General features: G+C 45.5%; 14 protein-coding genes. 10 read left to right on the top strand and 4 right to left on the bottom strand.

What is annotated here, in order from left to right; translation table 11 throughout:
- Window positions 1-146: 146 nt before the first annotated feature.
- Complete coding sequence (gene thrC / locus WBA89_RS06705; RefSeq protein ID WP_424404979.1) at window positions 147-1,271, bottom strand: threonine synthase; 1,125 nt, start codon at window positions 1,269-1,271, stop codon at window positions 147-149.
- 138 nt (window positions 1,272-1,409) lie between these two features.
- Between thrC and WBA89_RS06700 the strand changes: the two genes are divergently transcribed.
- The 5 genes from WBA89_RS06700 (at window position 1,410) to WBA89_RS06680 (ending at window position 7,102) form a co-directional block, all read left to right on the top strand.
- Window positions 1,410-1,673, top strand: coding sequence for a hypothetical protein (locus WBA89_RS06700; RefSeq protein ID WP_424404961.1), 264 nt, complete (start codon window positions 1,410-1,412; stop codon window positions 1,671-1,673).
- A 259-nt stretch (window positions 1,674-1,932) separates the two neighbouring features.
- Entirely contained in the window at window positions 1,933-2,985 is a 1,053-nt protein-coding gene (locus WBA89_RS06695; RefSeq protein WP_424404959.1) for a fatty acid desaturase, read from the top strand.
- 275 nt (window positions 2,986-3,260) lie between these two features.
- Complete coding sequence (locus WBA89_RS06690; RefSeq protein ID WP_424404957.1) at window positions 3,261-4,763, top strand: AAA family ATPase; 1,503 nt, start codon at window positions 3,261-3,263, stop codon at window positions 4,761-4,763.
- Window positions 4,763-5,473 carry a ParB N-terminal domain-containing protein gene (locus WBA89_RS06685; RefSeq protein WP_424404955.1) on the top strand — a complete coding sequence of 237 codons (711 nt, stop codon included), beginning with the start codon at window positions 4,763-4,765 and terminating at the stop codon, window positions 5,471-5,473. The genes WBA89_RS06690 and WBA89_RS06685 overlap by 1 nt, the downstream gene beginning before the upstream one ends.
- Window positions 5,474-6,013: 540 nt before the next feature.
- Window positions 6,014-7,102 carry a Rho termination factor (modular protein) gene (locus WBA89_RS06680; RefSeq protein ID WP_424404953.1) on the top strand — a complete coding sequence of 363 codons (1,089 nt, stop codon included), beginning with the start codon at window positions 6,014-6,016 and terminating at the stop codon, window positions 7,100-7,102.
- Between the two features lie 342 nt (window positions 7,103-7,444).
- On the opposite strand, the gene WBA89_RS06675 is transcribed toward WBA89_RS06680, so the two are convergent.
- A complete protein-coding gene (locus WBA89_RS06675) occupies window positions 7,445-8,587 on the bottom strand; it encodes an ISAs1 family transposase (RefSeq protein WP_424404951.1) in 1,143 nt (380 codons plus the stop codon).
- A 273-nt stretch (window positions 8,588-8,860) separates the two neighbouring features.
- Here WBA89_RS06675 and WBA89_RS06670 point away from each other — a divergent pair, with 273 nt between their 5' ends.
- The 5 genes from WBA89_RS06670 (at window position 8,861) to WBA89_RS06650 (ending at window position 15,118) form a co-directional block, all read left to right on the top strand.
- The gene (locus WBA89_RS06670; RefSeq protein ID WP_424404949.1) at window positions 8,861-9,577 is read left to right on the top strand and encodes a Uma2 family endonuclease; all 717 of its coding nucleotides are present in this window, start codon (window positions 8,861-8,863) and stop codon (window positions 9,575-9,577) included.
- Between the two features lie 332 nt (window positions 9,578-9,909).
- Window positions 9,910-11,772: a protein kinase domain-containing protein gene (locus WBA89_RS06665; RefSeq protein WP_424404947.1), complete on the top strand. Its 1,863-nt coding sequence runs from the start codon at window positions 9,910-9,912 to the stop codon at window positions 11,770-11,772.
- Between the two features lie 214 nt (window positions 11,773-11,986).
- Window positions 11,987-12,256 (top strand): hypothetical protein, encoded by a 270-nt coding sequence (locus WBA89_RS06660; protein WP_424404945.1) that lies wholly within the window; start codon window positions 11,987-11,989, stop codon window positions 12,254-12,256.
- A 539-nt stretch (window positions 12,257-12,795) separates the two neighbouring features.
- Window positions 12,796-14,142, top strand: coding sequence for an EAL domain-containing response regulator (locus WBA89_RS06655; RefSeq protein WP_424404943.1), 1,347 nt, complete (start codon window positions 12,796-12,798; stop codon window positions 14,140-14,142).
- 310 nt (window positions 14,143-14,452) lie between these two features.
- Window positions 14,453-15,118, top strand: coding sequence for a response regulator (locus WBA89_RS06650; protein WP_424404941.1), 666 nt, complete (start codon window positions 14,453-14,455; stop codon window positions 15,116-15,118).
- Between the two features lie 510 nt (window positions 15,119-15,628).
- On the opposite strand, the gene WBA89_RS06645 is transcribed toward WBA89_RS06650, so the two are convergent.
- Window positions 15,629-16,354 (bottom strand): pentapeptide repeat-containing protein, encoded by a 726-nt coding sequence (locus WBA89_RS06645; protein WP_424404939.1) that lies wholly within the window; start codon window positions 16,352-16,354, stop codon window positions 15,629-15,631.
- Between the two features lie 163 nt (window positions 16,355-16,517).
- Window positions 16,518-17,390: phosphoglycerate kinase (locus WBA89_RS06640; protein ID WP_424404937.1), on the bottom strand; the 873-nt coding region annotated here is incomplete at its 5' end.

The raw sequence follows: 17,390 nt of genomic DNA, 5'->3' as shown, positions 1-17,390 counted from the left end.
CAGATTGTTGGTACTTGTTAGATATTGTTGTTGAACCCGCCCCTACAGGTTTTCGATCGCAGGCTCAATATCTTAGTTTAAATGAACTACAGAGGACACAAAGAACACAACTGACAACTGACAACTGCCAACTGACAACTAACTTCTTAAAATCCCATCGCGCCAGCTACAGCATCCAAAGTCGGAGCAATTCCCTGTTTAAACTGATTGTTGCTGTGATTAATTGCCGTATCCGGGTCTTTCAAACCGTTACCAGTCAACACGCAAACCACCGTCGCCCCCGTCGGAACTTGGTCTTTTACCTTCAGCAACCCGGCCACAGAAGCGGCGCTTGCGGGTTCGCAGAAAATCCCTTCCTGGGATGCTAGCAGGCGGTAAGCATCCAGAATTTCGGCATCCGTAACAGCACTAAAACTGCCGCGGCTGGCTTCGGAAGCTGCTTCTGCCTGTTTCCAGCTAGCCGGGTTGCCGATCCGAATCGCCGTCGCCAGAGTTTCCGGGTTCGCCACCGGCTGTCCCGTTACCAACGGCGCGGCTCCGGCTGCTTGGAATCCCATCATCTGCGGCAGGCGAGAACATTTTTTCGCTTGGTGGTATTGACAAAAACCCATCCAGTATGCTGTGATGTTTCCCGCATTTCCCACGGGAATGCACAGCCAGTCGGGCGCGTCGCCCAAAGCGTCCACCACTTCAAAAGCGCCGGTTTTCTGCCCTTCTAAGCGGTAAGGATTGACGGAGTTGACTAAAGTCACGGGATAATTTGCGGCTATTTCGCGGACAATTTCTAAGGCTCGATCGAAGTTTCCCTCAATCGAAATCACTTCCGCACCGTAAAGCAAAGCTTGGGCCAACTTGCCCAAAGCCACGTAACCTTCGGGAATCAACACAAAAGCCCGCATCCCCCCGCGTCGGGCGTAGGCCGCCGCCGCAGCCGAAGTGTTGCCGGTACTGGCACAAATTACAGCCTCCGCGCCGGCTTCCTTCGCCTTGGAAATCGCCATTGTCATCCCCCTGTCTTTGAAACTACCAGTGGGGTTGAGGCCGTCGTATTTGACCAGGACGCGCACGTCTCTACCGATTAAGGAGGCGATCGCCGGTGCCGGAATCAGGGGAGTATTGCCCTCTTGGAGCGTCACTACGGGCGTGGTTTCCGTCACCGGCAGGTAGGGGCGATAAGCTTCGATCAAGCCAGGCCAGCAGTTGCGTTTCGGCGAGGCTGCGCGGGCAGCGGAGTTAGCAGCGGAGTCAGTTACAGGTAAAATCAGGGTCACGATGTCAATGGTTTTAGGCAATGGTCGATGAATTTACAATAATTTTAGCTCGATCGGTTAATTTGATGTTTAATACGATCGGTTCAGGTTAAAGTAACTTAATGGTGTGAATGTGTAGATATGTCTACTCAATTACTAATGTCAAATAATTCATCCACTCTTTCTCGGCCTCAAGTCACCGCGAGCAATCCCGAAATGGCTAGTCCTTCTACCCGCTCGACCAGCTTGGCCGGCAAACTAGATTCGGCTAAGTGCCCCTACCAAGCCGATCAGCAAGTTAAGTTCCTGCACCTGCAAGCAGAAATCGACTCCTTGCTGCTGCAAGTGCAAACTCTCACACGGCAACGATCGATCGCTGCACTGTCGGCCCCAGACCCAATTTCTGGCAGCAACAGCAATTAGCAGAGAACAGTCGCTGATGCCAATCGCGCTGCCCCTGTGTTATAAAAACTAAGGTTTTGCTACCCGCAGTTTTTTTTGCCGAAAGTGCTAGAAATTCTGGCGCTGCGGATAGCGATAGCTAGCATTTGCTAAAACGCGCTGGCCCGAAGCTCGACTCGTCTGCCGCACACTGGCAGCGGGCTGATGTTTTATTGCGCTTTTTTAGGGCGCTCATTTTGTCAAGCCATCCACATGGCATACGGAGAATCGAAATCAATTTATGACAGCATCGATCGAAAAACCACTAAATTTGACATCCGCAAGTGACACTTCCAACCTGCGCCTCAAAGATATTCTCAAAACCCTGCCGCGGGAAGTTTTTGTCAAAAACCCCCGCAAAGCTTGGACAAAAGTCATCGTCAACGTTTTATTAGTAGCTGTCGGTTATGTTGGCATAGCAGTATCACCTTGGTATTTACTGCCCCTAATGTGGATTTTCACCGGTACCGGATTAACCGGTTTTTTTGTGATCGGCCACGACTGCGGCCACCGCTCCTTTGCTAACCGTCGCTGGGTTAACGATTTAGTCGGACATCTGGCATTTCTGCCCTTAATTTTCCCGTTCCACGCATGGCGGCACGGACACAATTACCACCACAAACACACCAACAAAATTGGCGAAGACAACGCTTGGCAGCCGATGACAGCAGCCGACTACGCTGCCGCGCCCAAAGCTTTACAAATAGCTTACAGTTTAATCTTCGGCCCGATGTGGTGGGTTGGCTCGATCGCCCACTGGGCAAAAGTACACTTCATGTGGTGGCGCTTCAAAGGCCAACAGAAACAAGAACAAGTGCGGTTTTCAGTTTTGGTAGTTTTAATCGGTGCTGCGATCGGATTTCCGCTATTAATTGCCACAACAGGCATTTGGGGATTCGTCAAATTTTGGTTGATGCCTTGGATGGTTTACCATTTCTGGATGAGCACTTTTACCATTGTTCACCACACAGCCCCAGACATTTCATTTAAACCAGCAGCAGAATGGAACGAAGCCCAAGCCCAACTATCGGGAACAGTCCACTGCGACTATCCCCGCTGGGTAGAGTTTTTGTGTCACGACATTAACGTCCACGTTCCGCACCACCTGTCAACTGCTATTCCCTGGTACAACCTGCGCCTCGCCCACAGCAGCCTAAAAGAAAACTGGCAACCTCATCTCTACGAAACCAAATTTTCTTGGTCTTTAATGAAGCGAATTTCTGACAACTGTCACCTGTACAATCCCGCAGGCGGCTATCTGACATTAGAGGAATTCAACGCTAAAACTAAGTAGTCAGCAGTCATTAGTTGTTAGTTGTTATTAGTTATTGGTTATTGGTTATTGGTTATTGGTTATTGGTTACTTGCTACTAATTCCCAATTCTCAATTCCCAATTCCCAATTCCCAATAACAACCAACAACTAACAATTAACAATTAACAACTAACAATTAACAATTAACAATTAACAACTAAAAGGGCGGGCCAGGGGGCACCGCCCCTACCAATTAACAACTAACAATTAACAACCAACAACTAACAACTAACAACTAACAAATTATAAAATCCCTTGAGTTTTAATCCTAATAACTGCCGCAACGAAAGCGAAGTAGAAAGCAAACTCATTGTCACTTATCTGTTGCCAAAACTGGGCTATACCCCCGACAGTTGGCATCAAGAAATCGCCTTTGGGAATATTCGCCTAGACTTCCTCTCATTTCGCATCCAATACATCCCCTTAATGCTCGATGCAGACTCGCAGATGAGTATAGTCATCGAAGCCAAACATCCCAAGGAAAAATTAGACCGTCACGTCAGGAGACTCAAGCGTTACTTAACAAGTTTAAGCATTCGCTACGGACTCATAACTAACGCTAAAGAAATTAGAATTTACGAAAAAGTCAACGATGATATTCAGCTAGTTTTTCAGTGTGCCGGAGAAGAGCTAGAAACTAGACTTGATGAAATTATCGCTTTAATTGGCAGAGAAAGCTTAAAATATCTAAACAATCCAGAAAATCTCGAACAGGAAGATAGTAATATTGATTTATTGATTCCTGATTTAATTAACGAAGTACCAATACAACCGGACAATCTCGCCACCGCAGAACCAAAGTTAAGTCAAATCTCAGAACCCCAAAAAATACCTGAAAATTATCCACTTAATCTTCAAGTTAAATCCGATGTAACCGTTCCCCAAACAAGCCAAAATACTATGAAAATAATTGCAGTTTACCACAATAAAGGCGGCGTTGGCAAAACTACAACAGTAGTCAATTTAGCCGCAGCCCTGAGCAAGCAAGGTAACAGAGTCCTTGTCATCGACTTAGACAGTCAGGCGAATACAACATTTGCGACAGGTTTAGTAAAATTTGAGGATGAAGAACAAGACGATTTGAAAGACAGCAATATTCTTCACGTTTTACAATCAGAAGAATTTTACCCGATCGCCGAAGTAGCACGCAAGTCTAATTTTTGCAATCCCGAAATCGACGTAGTTCCTTCCCACATCGATTTAATGCAATATGAAACCGAACTCAATCAACTAGATTACAGCCGCATGATTTTAATTCAAAAACTAGCAGAGGTAGAAGAAAAGTACGATATTGTACTGATTGATACGCCGCCGTCTTTGAATTTTTATGCGAGAGTAGCCCTGATTGCAGCGGATTATTTAATTATTCCTTCTGATTTAAAACCTTTTGCCAATCAAGGATTGGTTAATGTCAAGGACTTTATTAAAAAAGTTAATGGATTCAAAAAACAAATTGGTAAAAAACCTTTAGAAGTGTTAGGTGTACTTGCTTGCAAAATCTCCACAAATTCTAAATTTGTACAGTACAGTTTGCCCAAGCGGAGGGAGGCAATTCCCAAACGCTACGGCTTGGAAATCATGGACAGCGTAATTTACGAAAGAGATGATTTAGCCAAGTGTGCAGAACAATTTCAAATCGTGGGAAATATGGAAATCGCCGATCCGATTTCAGTGCTGGACTTTAAGCCAGATTCCATCGCCTCCCAAGAATTTGAAATGCTAGCAGTAGAAGTTTTGGAAAAAATCGGTAAAAACTAATGAAAAAATTATCTCCGTCACTGGTTGCAGTTAAAAAAATAACATCCGCAGTGCCCCGTTCCAAATTTGCTGAGCCTGATTTGGAGAAATTAGCGAGACTAATTTTAGATTCAGGAGGATTGATTAATCCGATAATTGTCCGCCGAAACGGTATGGATGCTTACGAGATAGTAGACGGAGATTTTGAATTCTACGCGGCGGCGAGAGCAAAGGAAATAGAACCTCTCAAGGGCGAGACAATCGGAGCGTTCATCCTGGAAGACGAAAATGAAGAGCTTCTCCTCGAACAACTGGAAATTCTCAGAAAAACCGCAGTCATTGAGAATCCAAGTGTAAGTAACGTTCCCCAACATTCCTCCAGTTTTGAACAGCGGCTGACAAATATTGAAACTCGATTGGAAAACAGAATTAATGAATTAAAAGCCGAGTATACGCGGGAAAAACAGGCGCTGATAGAGAGGGTTAAAGATGTTGAAAGCCGGATTCCCAAACCTGTTCCGCTGTTGGAAGCGCTCAACACTCAAGATAAATTCAAATTGGCTATCAATTTAAAAAATGCTGGAATCGCATCTCAAACAATCAGAGAAAACATCATCACACAGCGAGATTTGGAGCCATTTACTTCCTTTGAGAATGTGGTGCAGCGTATTAAAGGGTTAGGGGATAAAACAATGATTAAGGTTATTGACAATTGGCAAAAATATTTATAAGCTTTCAGCCATCTCAATTGCATTTTTGGGGCGATAAAAGCCCGATCGACAAACGTTGAAAAACCCGATCTGACTCGGCGGTTGAAACCCATCCTACACAATGCACAAACTTTTGTGCCTCTGGCTTGAGACTAAAGAATAAACGGGATATGAAAGCTGGCTTTGGTATAAATCGCAATTGCGGCCACTCGCAACGCCAGCCCGTTAGCGAAGCTTGCAGAAGAAGCTCGCCCCACAGCCAAAAAAAGTAAAGATGAGTAAAGCAGTGTATCGTTGGTGTCCCGCAGGCAGTTAAACTCATCACAGTCGCTTTTTTTTAGGAATTGCCATCAATTTTGCCGATCGGGCTGTCACCGCACAGGTACAGCAGCAAGGCGATATGTCCCCCAAGCGCGCAGCCTGGGTAAGGTGTTTGTCTAGCACCCTACAATTAGAGTTCTTGGGTTAGTCCCCTAGCGCTTAAAACCCAAGCTGTAAACTGCCAACATACATAATTACCCAAACACCTGATTTTAATGACAAAAGGGGACTTGTAACAAGATGGACCGATCGCAAGATCACAACCGAATAGTTGAATATTTGCGGATTAAGCCAGTCAGTCACAGTCAGATTTATACTTCGCAAATTGCGGTACCAGAGACTGAGGGGAGAGAAATCCCTCGCCAACGCCGCGAAACTCTCAGAAGAAGTCTCATCGAGCAAGGTAGCAACTTAATTCCTTTAATTGTACGTCCTACAGAAGCTTACAGCAACGAAGAAGAATATGAAGTAATCTGCGGCTCAGATTGGTGTATTGTTGCCAAAGAACTCGGCATCGAGCAAATGTGGGCTTGGGTTTTTGAAATGACGGATGAGGAGGTAGCTGCAGCCCAAGCAGAAATGGAACGTTTAGCGCCGCCACCAACTCAAAAAACCGCACAAATTGAGACTGTACTGCAACAATTTGAGCTATCATTTCAAAAAAAAGTAGAGAGTCTAGTTAAACAAATAGAGCAATCTGTTAAAAAAAATGAAGATTTGCTAAAAAAGCAAGTTAAAGCTTTAATTGAGCCTAATTTTGAGAGTGACAGAATAGAACAAATTCAGCGTCGGCTCGAACGAGTTGAAAAAACATTTCACAAAAAGGTAGATAAATTGGCTAAAAAAACTGAACATTCCGGTAGCGACAATCCTCAAAGTTCTGCGGTGATTTCTGAGATGAATTTTGAAGGTGCGTTGATACAGTTGGATGAACTAGAAAAACTGATTTCAATAGAATTAGAGCGCACAGTCCAAATTATTAATCAGTTTGTTTCCGATGCGATCGAAGACGTAGAAAATGACCTCAAAAATCAAATTGCCACGCTCCGCAGCCAAATTTGCGACGGTGCAACACCCTCAGAAATAACGCCGCAAATACAGGGTAAAAAGCAGCCGAAGGCGCAGCGTCAGAAGCAGTCGAAGGCGCAGCCGAAACCTCAGTTACCGCAGTTGCAGTTGCAGTTGCAGTTTCCGCCCCAAGAGGAAGACTACGACGCTCTTTCACTGAGGCGGTTAAAGGCTCTTGGCAAAGACCGGAAAGTACGGGGCTGGGCGCGCATGAAACGACCGGAAATTCTAGCGGCTCTCAGAGAAGCGGACGCGCAATAAAGGGGTAATTGCTAATATTTCCAGACTAATTGTTCGGTGTTCGATCGCGTTTTTATGCCAAAGGCGCGATCGGGATTTCAGAATAGTAGAACTCTTGCAAAAATCCAAAGTACCCCACCCCCAGGGGGAACGCATCTTATTGAACACTGTTCATCAGTGGTGAGTATATTTTGAGATAAATTCACCATTCTTAGAAGCTACAGACACGCTTTGTAATGAATCTTTAGATAAAATAGGAACTAATCAATGCTGGCTTTTACTTAATGCTAATTTTGAGAAAAAAATTTTACAACCACTGTTTACAAGTTGTACAATAGTTATTAATGAGTTATTCGTGAGAATTTAGTTGACTGCAACAGCGAGAATCTTAGTCAAATAGTCATCATCCCACCCGGCTCGAAGTCGCTTATTCTTTGTTCCAGTTTTTGAGGTTTTTTCTTGACTCAAAAGATTGAGTGAGATGTGTCTAAGGATGGCAAAGTTTTGCGGAGCATTATCTTTTCTAATCCGACAATCATCTTCACGAAAACCCACATCTAATACCCAATGTAAAGAATTTTCAATTCCCCAATGGCTGCGGACTGATTCACCAAATTTTTGAGCATCATTTGGTAAACTACTAATGTAATAACGAGTTTCAATAGTTGTTTTTCCCTTGACTATTCTCACGGATTCTATCAGACCTATACTATGAAGATTCTCCCATTGATTGTCGGGGTCAATCAGCTCTTTAATGTCACTTAGCATTAAGTGATGTCGGATTTCTGAGCGACCATGATTACTCTCTTTTTTCGTCGAATAAGCTGTATGTGTAAAGCCAGAAAATTCTTGTCTAATTGCTTGTTTAAACAACGATTCTACTCTGGTATACAGAGATAATTGGTTCTTTTTTAAGGTGATTACGTAATCTCCTTCTTGTTCGACAATTGACTTCACAATTGACCTTTGACAGCCCATTGCATCAATGGTAACAATGCTTCCACTTAATTCTAATACTTTGAGTAAAGCCGGAATTGCTGTGATTTCATTGGATTTTTTATCAACCTTAACCTGTCCTAAAACTAATCTTTGACTGGTCGCCCAAGCACTGACCATATGAATCGCTTTTTTGTCTCCTCCCCGATCGTAAGAATGGCGAAGGGTTTTGCCATCAATTGCGATTACTTCTCCTGGATTGAAGCAGCTAATAGATTGAATCCAACTCAAAAAACATTTCTGAAATTGCTCAGGTTTGAGGCGAGAAAATACTCTCGCAATTGTGTCATGGCTCGGTATACCATTCGGCAGTTCTAAAATTTTCTTTAACCATTCGTGTTTAGCTCGCCCATAACTTTCGATATCCACCCATGTATCAGCACCGCAAATCACTGCACAAATTGAAATCGTGATAATGTCAATTAATTGATGATGTTTCGTCCGCTCAATTCTTGGGTCTTCTAAGTCGGAAAAATGGTCGGCAATGGTGATTTTAGGTTTGAGTTTCATAATGGTAAACTCTAATTAAATCTTTTGTGGATACTCAATAATTCTGATCCAATATACCACATTCTGTTAATATTAAATTTAGATGCGTTCGCCCTGACCCCACCCCAACCCTCCCCTCCCGCGGGGAGGGAGCAAGATGATTCTTGTTTCTCCCCGCGGGAGGGGGGACTTGCGGGGGGTGAATTTGACTTTTGCAAGAGGTCTAGTTCTCGGCAGAGATATCAAAAGCTTGCTAAAATAGACACACAGCCTCTTACTCCTCACCCAGCAGCCATGTCCGCAACCGCAGAATTAGCTACTACCCAAGAGATACTAGAACAAGAGATACCGGAAAACTTTATCTTTCCTCCCGGCGATTTAGATAGTGATGAACATTCCGTAGAAACAGAACTTCATCTGAGACAAATAATCCTACTGCTCAACTGTCTAGAATGGCTGTGGCGAGATAGAAATGATTTCTATGCTGCGGGAAACCTCACCATTTATTACTGTTCCAAGCAACTCAAATCGAAAGACTTCCGAAGCTCCGACTTTTTTGTGGTACTCGGAAGTGAACGAAAAACTCGGAAAAGCTGGGTTGTTTGGGATGAAGAGGGAAAGTACCCGAATATTATCGTTGAAATCCTGTCGCCCAAAACAGCGAATACAGACAAAAACTTTAAAAAACAACTCTATCAAGATACTTTTCGCACTCACGATTACTTTTGGTTCGATCCAGAAACTTTAGAGTTAGCTGGGTTTCATTTACTTGACGGGGAATATGAAGCGATCGCACCTAACGAATTCGGGCATCTGCGGAGTCAGCAGCTAGATTTGAGTTTGGGAATTTCTGGGGGAAAATTGCGTTTTTTTACTGCTGGAGGAGAGCTTGTTCCTACTTCAGAAGAGGTCGCAGAAAAGGAGGCTCAACGAGCCGGACAAGAAGCTCAACGAGCCGATCGCCTGGCCGCGAAACTGCGAGAATTAAATATCGATCCCGATACAATTTAGCGATCGGTTCCTCGCAAAAACACGGTTGATGGCAAAATGTATTTGAAAACGCAAAAATAGTTCATAAAAGTGTATACAAGGCAATTGCTTGTCTGACAATAACCGCAGGAGATGACTGAGCCCAATTTCATAAAGTAGCGTTAGATATTACCCCCCCAACCCCCCCTTATTAAGGGGGGGCTTCGGAGTTCATCCATAGCACATTTTTAGAAAAATGGTATGAGCAGGCGATCGACTCATCAACACTGACATACTATGTCAAGATTAATTAGCGCGATCGGGCAAAACTCCCAGTTTCACTCAAGCGTACAAATCCGACGCAGCAAGTTCAAATGAACAATCCCATCTACCAAGGCATAACTCTCAACAACCACTACCGCATCGTCCGCGAATTGGGACACGGAGGCTTCGGGCGCACCTACCTAGCTGAAGATGCCCACCGATTTAACGAACCCTGCGTTTTAAAAGAATTTGCGCCCCAAGTGCACGGAAGTTACGCCTTACAAAAATCCGAGGAACTCTTCGAGCGAGAAGCCGGAGTCCTCTACAAGCTGCAACACAATCAAATCCCGCGCTTCCGCGAACTGTTTCGAGTCAGTATGAGCGATCGAGGCTACCTATTTCTCGTCCAAGACTACGTACCCGGCCAAACCTACCGCTTTTTGCTGGATGCCCGCAAGCGTCAGGGTTTGCGGTTCATAGAAGCAGAAATCAATCAACTGCTGCTCCAGATTTTGCCAGTGCTCGAATACATACACTCTCTGGGAGTAATTCACCGCGACATCTCCCCAGACAACCTGATTCTGCGCTTGTCTGACGGAATGCCGGTGTTGATTGACTTCGGCGGAGTAAAACAAGTCGCAGCCACCGTAGAATCTCTGTTTGCCGAAGCTAACGGTACTCCCGCCCCCGCAACTCGCATCGGCAAGCTCGGCTATGCTCCCGTCGAACAAATGCAAATGGGCCTCGTCAATCCCCACAGCGATTTGTACGCTCTGGCGGCGACAGTTTTGGTGTTGCTGACGGCGAAGGAACCGCACCAGTTGCTCGACAGCCAGACGCTCAATTGGAACTGGCGGGCAGAATGTTCTCTATCTCCCAATTTGTCCCTGGTTCTGGATAAAATGCTCGCTCAGCAGCCGAGCCAGCGTTACTCTTCGGCTCGCGAGGTAATGCTCGCTCTGTCGGGCAATCCGCCTTTGCAGCCGCAACACTCGCCCCTAACCGTACCCCTACCCGCCCCGCCGCAACTACCGGGAACTCCGGTACGAGCTGCGAATAAAAATCAGCAAAAAACGCCTGCTTGGCAAATGGTTTTGTTTGTGGTAGCGGTGCTTGTTGGTATGGGGGGAGTTGGCTGGTTTGCTGGCAATTATCTGTTAAACCTGCAATCAAAAGTGCAGAAAATTCCCCAAACTCCGGGCCCGAAGCAGCAGCAAGAAGATGCTTTGCGCGATCGCTTTTCAAGGCTCGGAATTGACGATCGATTTTATAACGGTTACGTCAGCCTTGTAGACGAGACTTTCTACGCCAAATACCCGGAATTGGGCGGGCGGCTGCTAAAAGAAGGTGAGGGCGATCGCCTGTGGCGCGAAAGATGGCAGAAAATCGGCGACGAGTTGCTCGACAAGCTCCAAAACCTCAGCAGCGACGCTAGAGCCAGGTTGGGGAGTTACACCACCGCCGATATCGATCGCACCAAAATAGAGGTTAACAAGCTTTTTTTGAGCAGTCGCGCCCTCTACGATTTGGCTGATGCGAAGTTCTTTTATTGGTTTCCGCGACAGCCGCGCGATCGCAATCTGATCGGTTTGCCGATCGGACAAATTTGGCAAGCAATTACCGCCGACACCCTCGCATCTTTGCAAGCAGGAGCAACTGTCGAAACCGTCGAATTTGACAGCCAAGCTGCCAGCAAAACCCTCACCGGCAATCTCAAACCCGGAGAAGGGAAAGCCTATATTGCCCGGTTAGCTCAAAATCAAACTTTGCGCGTGAATTTGCAAGCTCCGCGAAGGTCTACTCTGCTGTCAATTTATTCACCAGGGAAGACAAGCAAAGCTCGAGCTTTGCTGCAAGATGCACAGGAGCTGAGTTGGTCTGGATTGCTCGACGATACTGGTTTTTATGAATTCGTGGTAGTTTCTCAGTCATCGGAGCCGATCGCCTACGAGTTGAATCTGGCAGCAAAATAACCCCAGCCCAAAAACCGATCTCGCCCTGACAGCAGTCCCCAACAGCCCCAAATTGTAAGTCGAAGTTCTTGCTCCCAGATTTATCTGTCCGAGTAAATCTCAAGTCTTCAATGCCCCAATCTCAAATCGAATCATGGCTATTGACGCTGAGAGTGCGATCGGGTAATAATAAAGTAATCCCGATCGAGTAAATTTTCCGATTCAAAAAAACAATATGTTGAAATTTGCGATCGTAGCTTTAGTAACTTTTGGATTAGTATTACTCACAGCATTTGGTTTACATCCCGCCAGTGCGACAGTCAGCAATCCCCAATTTTATGCTTGGAACTTTGCCTCTGTCGGTAGCAGCGAACTTGTTTGTAAAAAGACAGTTGTAGTCCCCCAAAACCAGATACTTCCCTCATCATCAATGCAGGCTGTCAGCATCAATTCTGCAATTGTCGATCGCAAATTTTGCGCTAATTCCACTCAGCCTGTCAATTAAGCCAGTGTCGCCCGTGCTGTCCGTCAAAACAACAATTAAATTGGTTCGCTACTTCCAAATGCAACTCTTCACAATCTGAGGAATTGCCTTCGGAAAAAGCGAAAAATTTTTGTTACCGGGAATACACCGGACATCATAGAAGTAATTGCCCTCACCTGCATAGAAACCAGCCCCAAAAACCATAAAAGCCGCCCCCAAGCTGTCGCAAATCCTTCCAAAAATTGAGAATTTTGTTCGAGTTTCCAAATTCAATGCTGCCAGTAAACCTCTCATTCATCAAACCTTCAATCCTGCAATCATATCGTTTCCGGTAGCATCCCAATTGTAAAATCGAGTCAACAGTCAACAGTCAACAGCCAACAGTCGTACCGCCAACAGTCATTCCAATGCTTTGACAGTGATTTAAGAACCGACGAAAAATTATCAGCCAAATGGCTAATCATTTATTGGCTAATTGGCCTAACCAGTAACTCGTTAGTTTAAGTATGCTAGAGTTAGTCAGGTTCTGATATATAGTGCCATCTGTAATCTAAACTATCATGCTTAAAATTCTGGTTATTGAGGACGACGAATTAATCCGGGAAACCCTTGTGCAACTCCTGGAATCTCACAGCTACCGGGTGATTGTGGCCGAAAACGGTCGCTTTGGCGTGCAGATGGCACTTTCAGAGATCCCCGATTTAATTTTGTGCGACGTGCAGATGCCGGAAATCGACGGTTATGACGTGTTGCGAACGCTGCGACAAAACTCCCTGGCTGCAACAATTCCCTTTATTTTCCTCACGGCTCAAAGTTGCAAAACCGATTTTCGTCGGGGGATGGAATTGGGAGCCGACGATTACCTGACAAAGCCCTTTACTAAGGCAGAATTGCTCGGAGCCATTTCTTCTCGCGTCTCGAAACGGCAAACAATTACTCAGCCGCTGACATTCGCGCTTCACCAAGCAGAAGCCAGACTCAAAGATTTAGTTAACGAATCTAGCAACGTTTCTATTCTCTCTCCTGAAAAGTTGGCTCTGGAAGCTCTGCTGCGCCGCGCTTTGGCACAAGGTGAGTTTCAGGTATACTATCAGCCGCAGGTGGATATTGCTACCGGACAAGTTATCGGCGCCGAAGCTTTGGTGCGCTGGCAAAATCCCGATCGAGGTATAATTTCTCCCGCCGAATTTATTCCCTTAGCAGAAGAAACAGGTTTAATTATTCAAATTGGCGAGTGGGTACTGCTTTCAGCTTGCGCTCAAGCCGCCAGTTGGCTGGCTGCGGGGTTTTCGCCCTTTAGGATATCAGTAAATTTGTCGGCCCGGCAGTTGTCAGACCCCGAACTCAAGGCGCGAATCGTGCAAATATTGGAAACCACAGGCTTAGAACCTGCTAATTTAGAATTAGAAATGACCGAAAGCGCTTTGGTGGAAAATGCCACAGTCGCAGGCGCTACTCTAAACGAACTTAAAGCTCTAGGAGTTCGGATTGCGATTGACGACTTCGGCACCGGTTATGCCACTCTAGGATATCTCAAGCTATTTGCTTTTGACAGTTTAAAGATCGATCGAATTTTCGTCCGCAATGCCAACGCAGACGCTCAAAATGCTGCCATTACTACAGCAGTAATTTTACTCGGTCACAGCTTGAACATGACAGTAATTGCTGAAGGAGTAGAAACAGAACCAGAACTAGCCTTTTTGAAAAAGCACAACTGCGATATCATCCAAGGGTATCTGTTCAGCCGCCCCGAACCCGCACCGATATTTGAAAGTATGCTAGTTGCCGACCGGCGTTTGTTCGCGCCGCCCCTAACAGCAGTAACTGCTCGCCCTATCCCCTTTGTACCCGTATCCGAACCAGAAAAATCTAAAAACCTTTCCATGTCGATCCTAGGAATAGTCTAATCGTTACCAGAATTTGTGTATAATAAAACAAAATTCTGGCTTTTAGCTGCTATTTTCTGCGGAAAAGTTGACCCTGCCTCCTCAAAAATTCTAACTTTTTGGATAGGCAAATAAAAAAAGGAGATTTTTCCCAATATTCCTCTACTTGTTCCCATTTTATGCGATCGGCGCTGGTAATTGGACTATCTGAGGAATTTTGGCGTCTTAAAATCGCGATATTTTATCAAGTTGCAGCAGGTAAACTCATTGAAGTTCCTACATTAGGAGCCGCAGTTTCAATAACTGTCAACTGAATTGGTACAAGGCTGTCATGGAAAGAATATTAGTGGTGGACGACGAAGCAGACTGTCAAAAAGTCTTAGCAATGTACCTGGAAAGCCAAGGATACCGGGTTGAATGCGCTAACTCAGGAATTGAGGCGCTCTCCGTTTTTGAAAATGTCCGCCCAGATTTGATAATTTCTGATGTGATGATGCCGGAAATGGACGGGTTTGAATTGTGCCGCAACTTACGCACTAGCCATTTGGGACAGTTCGTGCCGTTTATATTTTTGTCCGGTCAAGGCGAAACTGACTCGAAAGTTAAAGGTCACAAATTCGGCGCTGACGATTATCTGGTAAAACCTTTTCAGTCTGAAGAAATCTTAGCTAAGGTCAAGGCCCAGTTAGAGCGCACTCACCGCATCAACGCCGAGATTGTCCGACTGCTGCAAACTGCTACCGCCAGGGCGCCGCAGCCAACAGTAGCCGCAGTATTGCCAGGCCCTCCACCTTTGCCCTTAACACCAGCCGAGGAAAGAGTTTTTTGGGAAGCTATTCAGGGTTATACTAACAAACAAATTAGCCAGCAACTGTTTATTAGCCCCCGGACTGTACAAGCTCATTTAAGCAGCATCTTCAGCAAACTACAGTTAGAAAATCGCGCCCAGCTTGTGAGATTCGCCCTACAAAGGGGATACAAACCACCTCAAAATTAGCTCAAAACTCACCTCAACTTAGGGTGCGCCAGCCACTCAGTAAGTTTGAGATTTGAGATTTGAAATTTAAGATTTTATATTGACTTGCAGCATTGAATCTGGGAGCTGGAACAAAAGTCTAAAATTGGAAATTCACCACTTTTATCATGTCCGGTCAATTACCGTAACAAAAACGGTTCGGAGTGCAGTCTATTGGCCGGACATAATATCGGCAACGTCGGCAAGTACCCGTTTTTGGGGCGGTCAAAAACTCTCGTATCTGCGAAAATTATCGCCGCCGACGCACTCCAATAGACTTCTTGCAAAAATAGTTAGGACGGGCTAGAAGCCCATCCTAAAATTTGATTAAAAGGACTGAGGCAAGAGGTCTAATGTCAATCATATAATTTCCTATCAATTACCCGCAATCTGTAAAGGTTCCCTCGTTCGGACCTTAGTCCCAGTCATGGATGAGGACTAAAGTCTTCACTGCAAACCAATCTTATCGGGGTAGTTCCAGCCGACACAATCTTACTCCAGATTGAAAACACAATCAGGAAAAGTAGTTATTACGCAAACCCCCGGCCCCAAATTCGTACCCCGCAAGTAGGCACGTTCCAAATCAGCCTGCCGCACGTTACTAGCAGCATCGATATTTGTCCCAGTCAATAGAGCTCTAAAAAGCCTGGTATTTGACAGAATCGCATTCTGCAAATTAGTCTCGCGCACGTCAGCATAAGACATATCCGCTCCGCTTAAATTAGCTCTGTACAAATTCACTCTAAACAGCAGCGAACGCCTCAAATCCGCATTGGAAAAATTAGCTTGCAGCAAATAAGATTCGCCCAAATTAGCATAAAAAAGTTTAGCACCGCGCAAATCAGCTCTCGTCAGATTTGCCCGCGCCAAAAAAGCATTAGACAAATCCGCATTTCGCAAATTAGCACTGTCCAAATCAGCACCGTACATCTCCGCATTAACCAAGTTAGCATTCGCCAAATTAGCACCACTTAAATCTGCTTCTACCAAATTAGCTTCGTAGAGATTTGCACCGCTTAAATCAGCACCTCTTAAATTAGCTCTGTACAAACTCGCCTTAAACAAATCAGCATTTCTTAAATCGCAGCCCTGGCACTCGTTACTTTCGAGCAACTGCCGGACAGAATCGGGATTTTGAGCTTTGACGGGAGCTGCCAGCAAAAACGGCGCTAAAACTGCTACAGTTGCCGTTACACTTGCCAAGATTTTAAGTTTCACAAACAAACCTCACTGCCACTTCAGATCGATCGTACTCGCAAACAGTAAAACTTCAACCCATTTCCTTCTCTCTTTTCTCCCTCTCTGCGCTCTCTGCGCTCTCTGCGGTAAAAAAAAACAGCATTCGCCGCAAGGCGGGCAAAGCCCGCCCTACTTAACTCAATCAAGCCTCATCCAAAGCCGCAACACCAGGCAATTCCTTACCTTCTAGCAGTTCCAAACTAGCACCGCCACCAGTGGAAATGTGGCTCATTTGTTCGCCTAAATTCAACTGTTCCACAGCCGCCACCGAGTCACCGCCGCCGATAATTGTCGTAGTACCGGTTTTAGTAATTCCCGCCAAAGAATGGGCAATTCCTTCAGTTCCAGCAGCAAACTTCTCCATCTCAAACACGCCCATCGGCCCGTTCCAGATTACCGTTTTGCAATCGGCCAAAGCATCTTGGAAAGTTTTCACAGAATCCGGGCCGATGTCCAAACCCATCCAACCGTCGGGAATGTTCTCAACTGAGACAGTTTGAGTGTTAGCGTCAGCAGCAAACTTGTCAGCCACTATCACATCAGTAGGTAACAGAAAAGTAACTCCCCGTTCCTTCGCCTTAGCTTCCAAAGACTTCGCCAATTCCAGCTTGTCATCTTCCACCAAAGACTTACCAACGCTCAAGCCGCGAGCCTTGTAGAACGTGAACACCATGCCGCCTCCCAGCAGCAATTTGTCGCACTTTTCGAGCAGTTTTTCAATGACTCCAATCTTGCTGGAAACCTTGGAACCACCGATAATAGCAGCTAAGGGACGCTGAGGATTGTCGATCGCACTACCGAGATACTGCAACTCCTTCTCCATCAAAAACCCAGCCACAGAAGGACTCAGATACTTAGTAACGCCCTCAGTAGAAGCGTGAGCCCGGTGAGCCGTACCAAAAGCATCATTGACATACAAATCGGCCACAGAAGCTAACTTCTTGGCAAATTCCGGGTCATTTGCTTCTTCTTCGGGATAGAAGCGGACATTTTCCAGCAAAACCACATCGCCATC

This window comes from Microcoleus sp. (genome assembly GCF_049646505.1).
In the GTDB taxonomy this organism is placed as follows: domain Bacteria; phylum Cyanobacteriota; class Cyanobacteriia; order Cyanobacteriales; family Microcoleaceae; genus Microcoleus.
The sequence above is the reverse complement of the archived record's forward strand: the minus strand, read 5'-3'. Positions and strand labels throughout refer to the sequence as shown.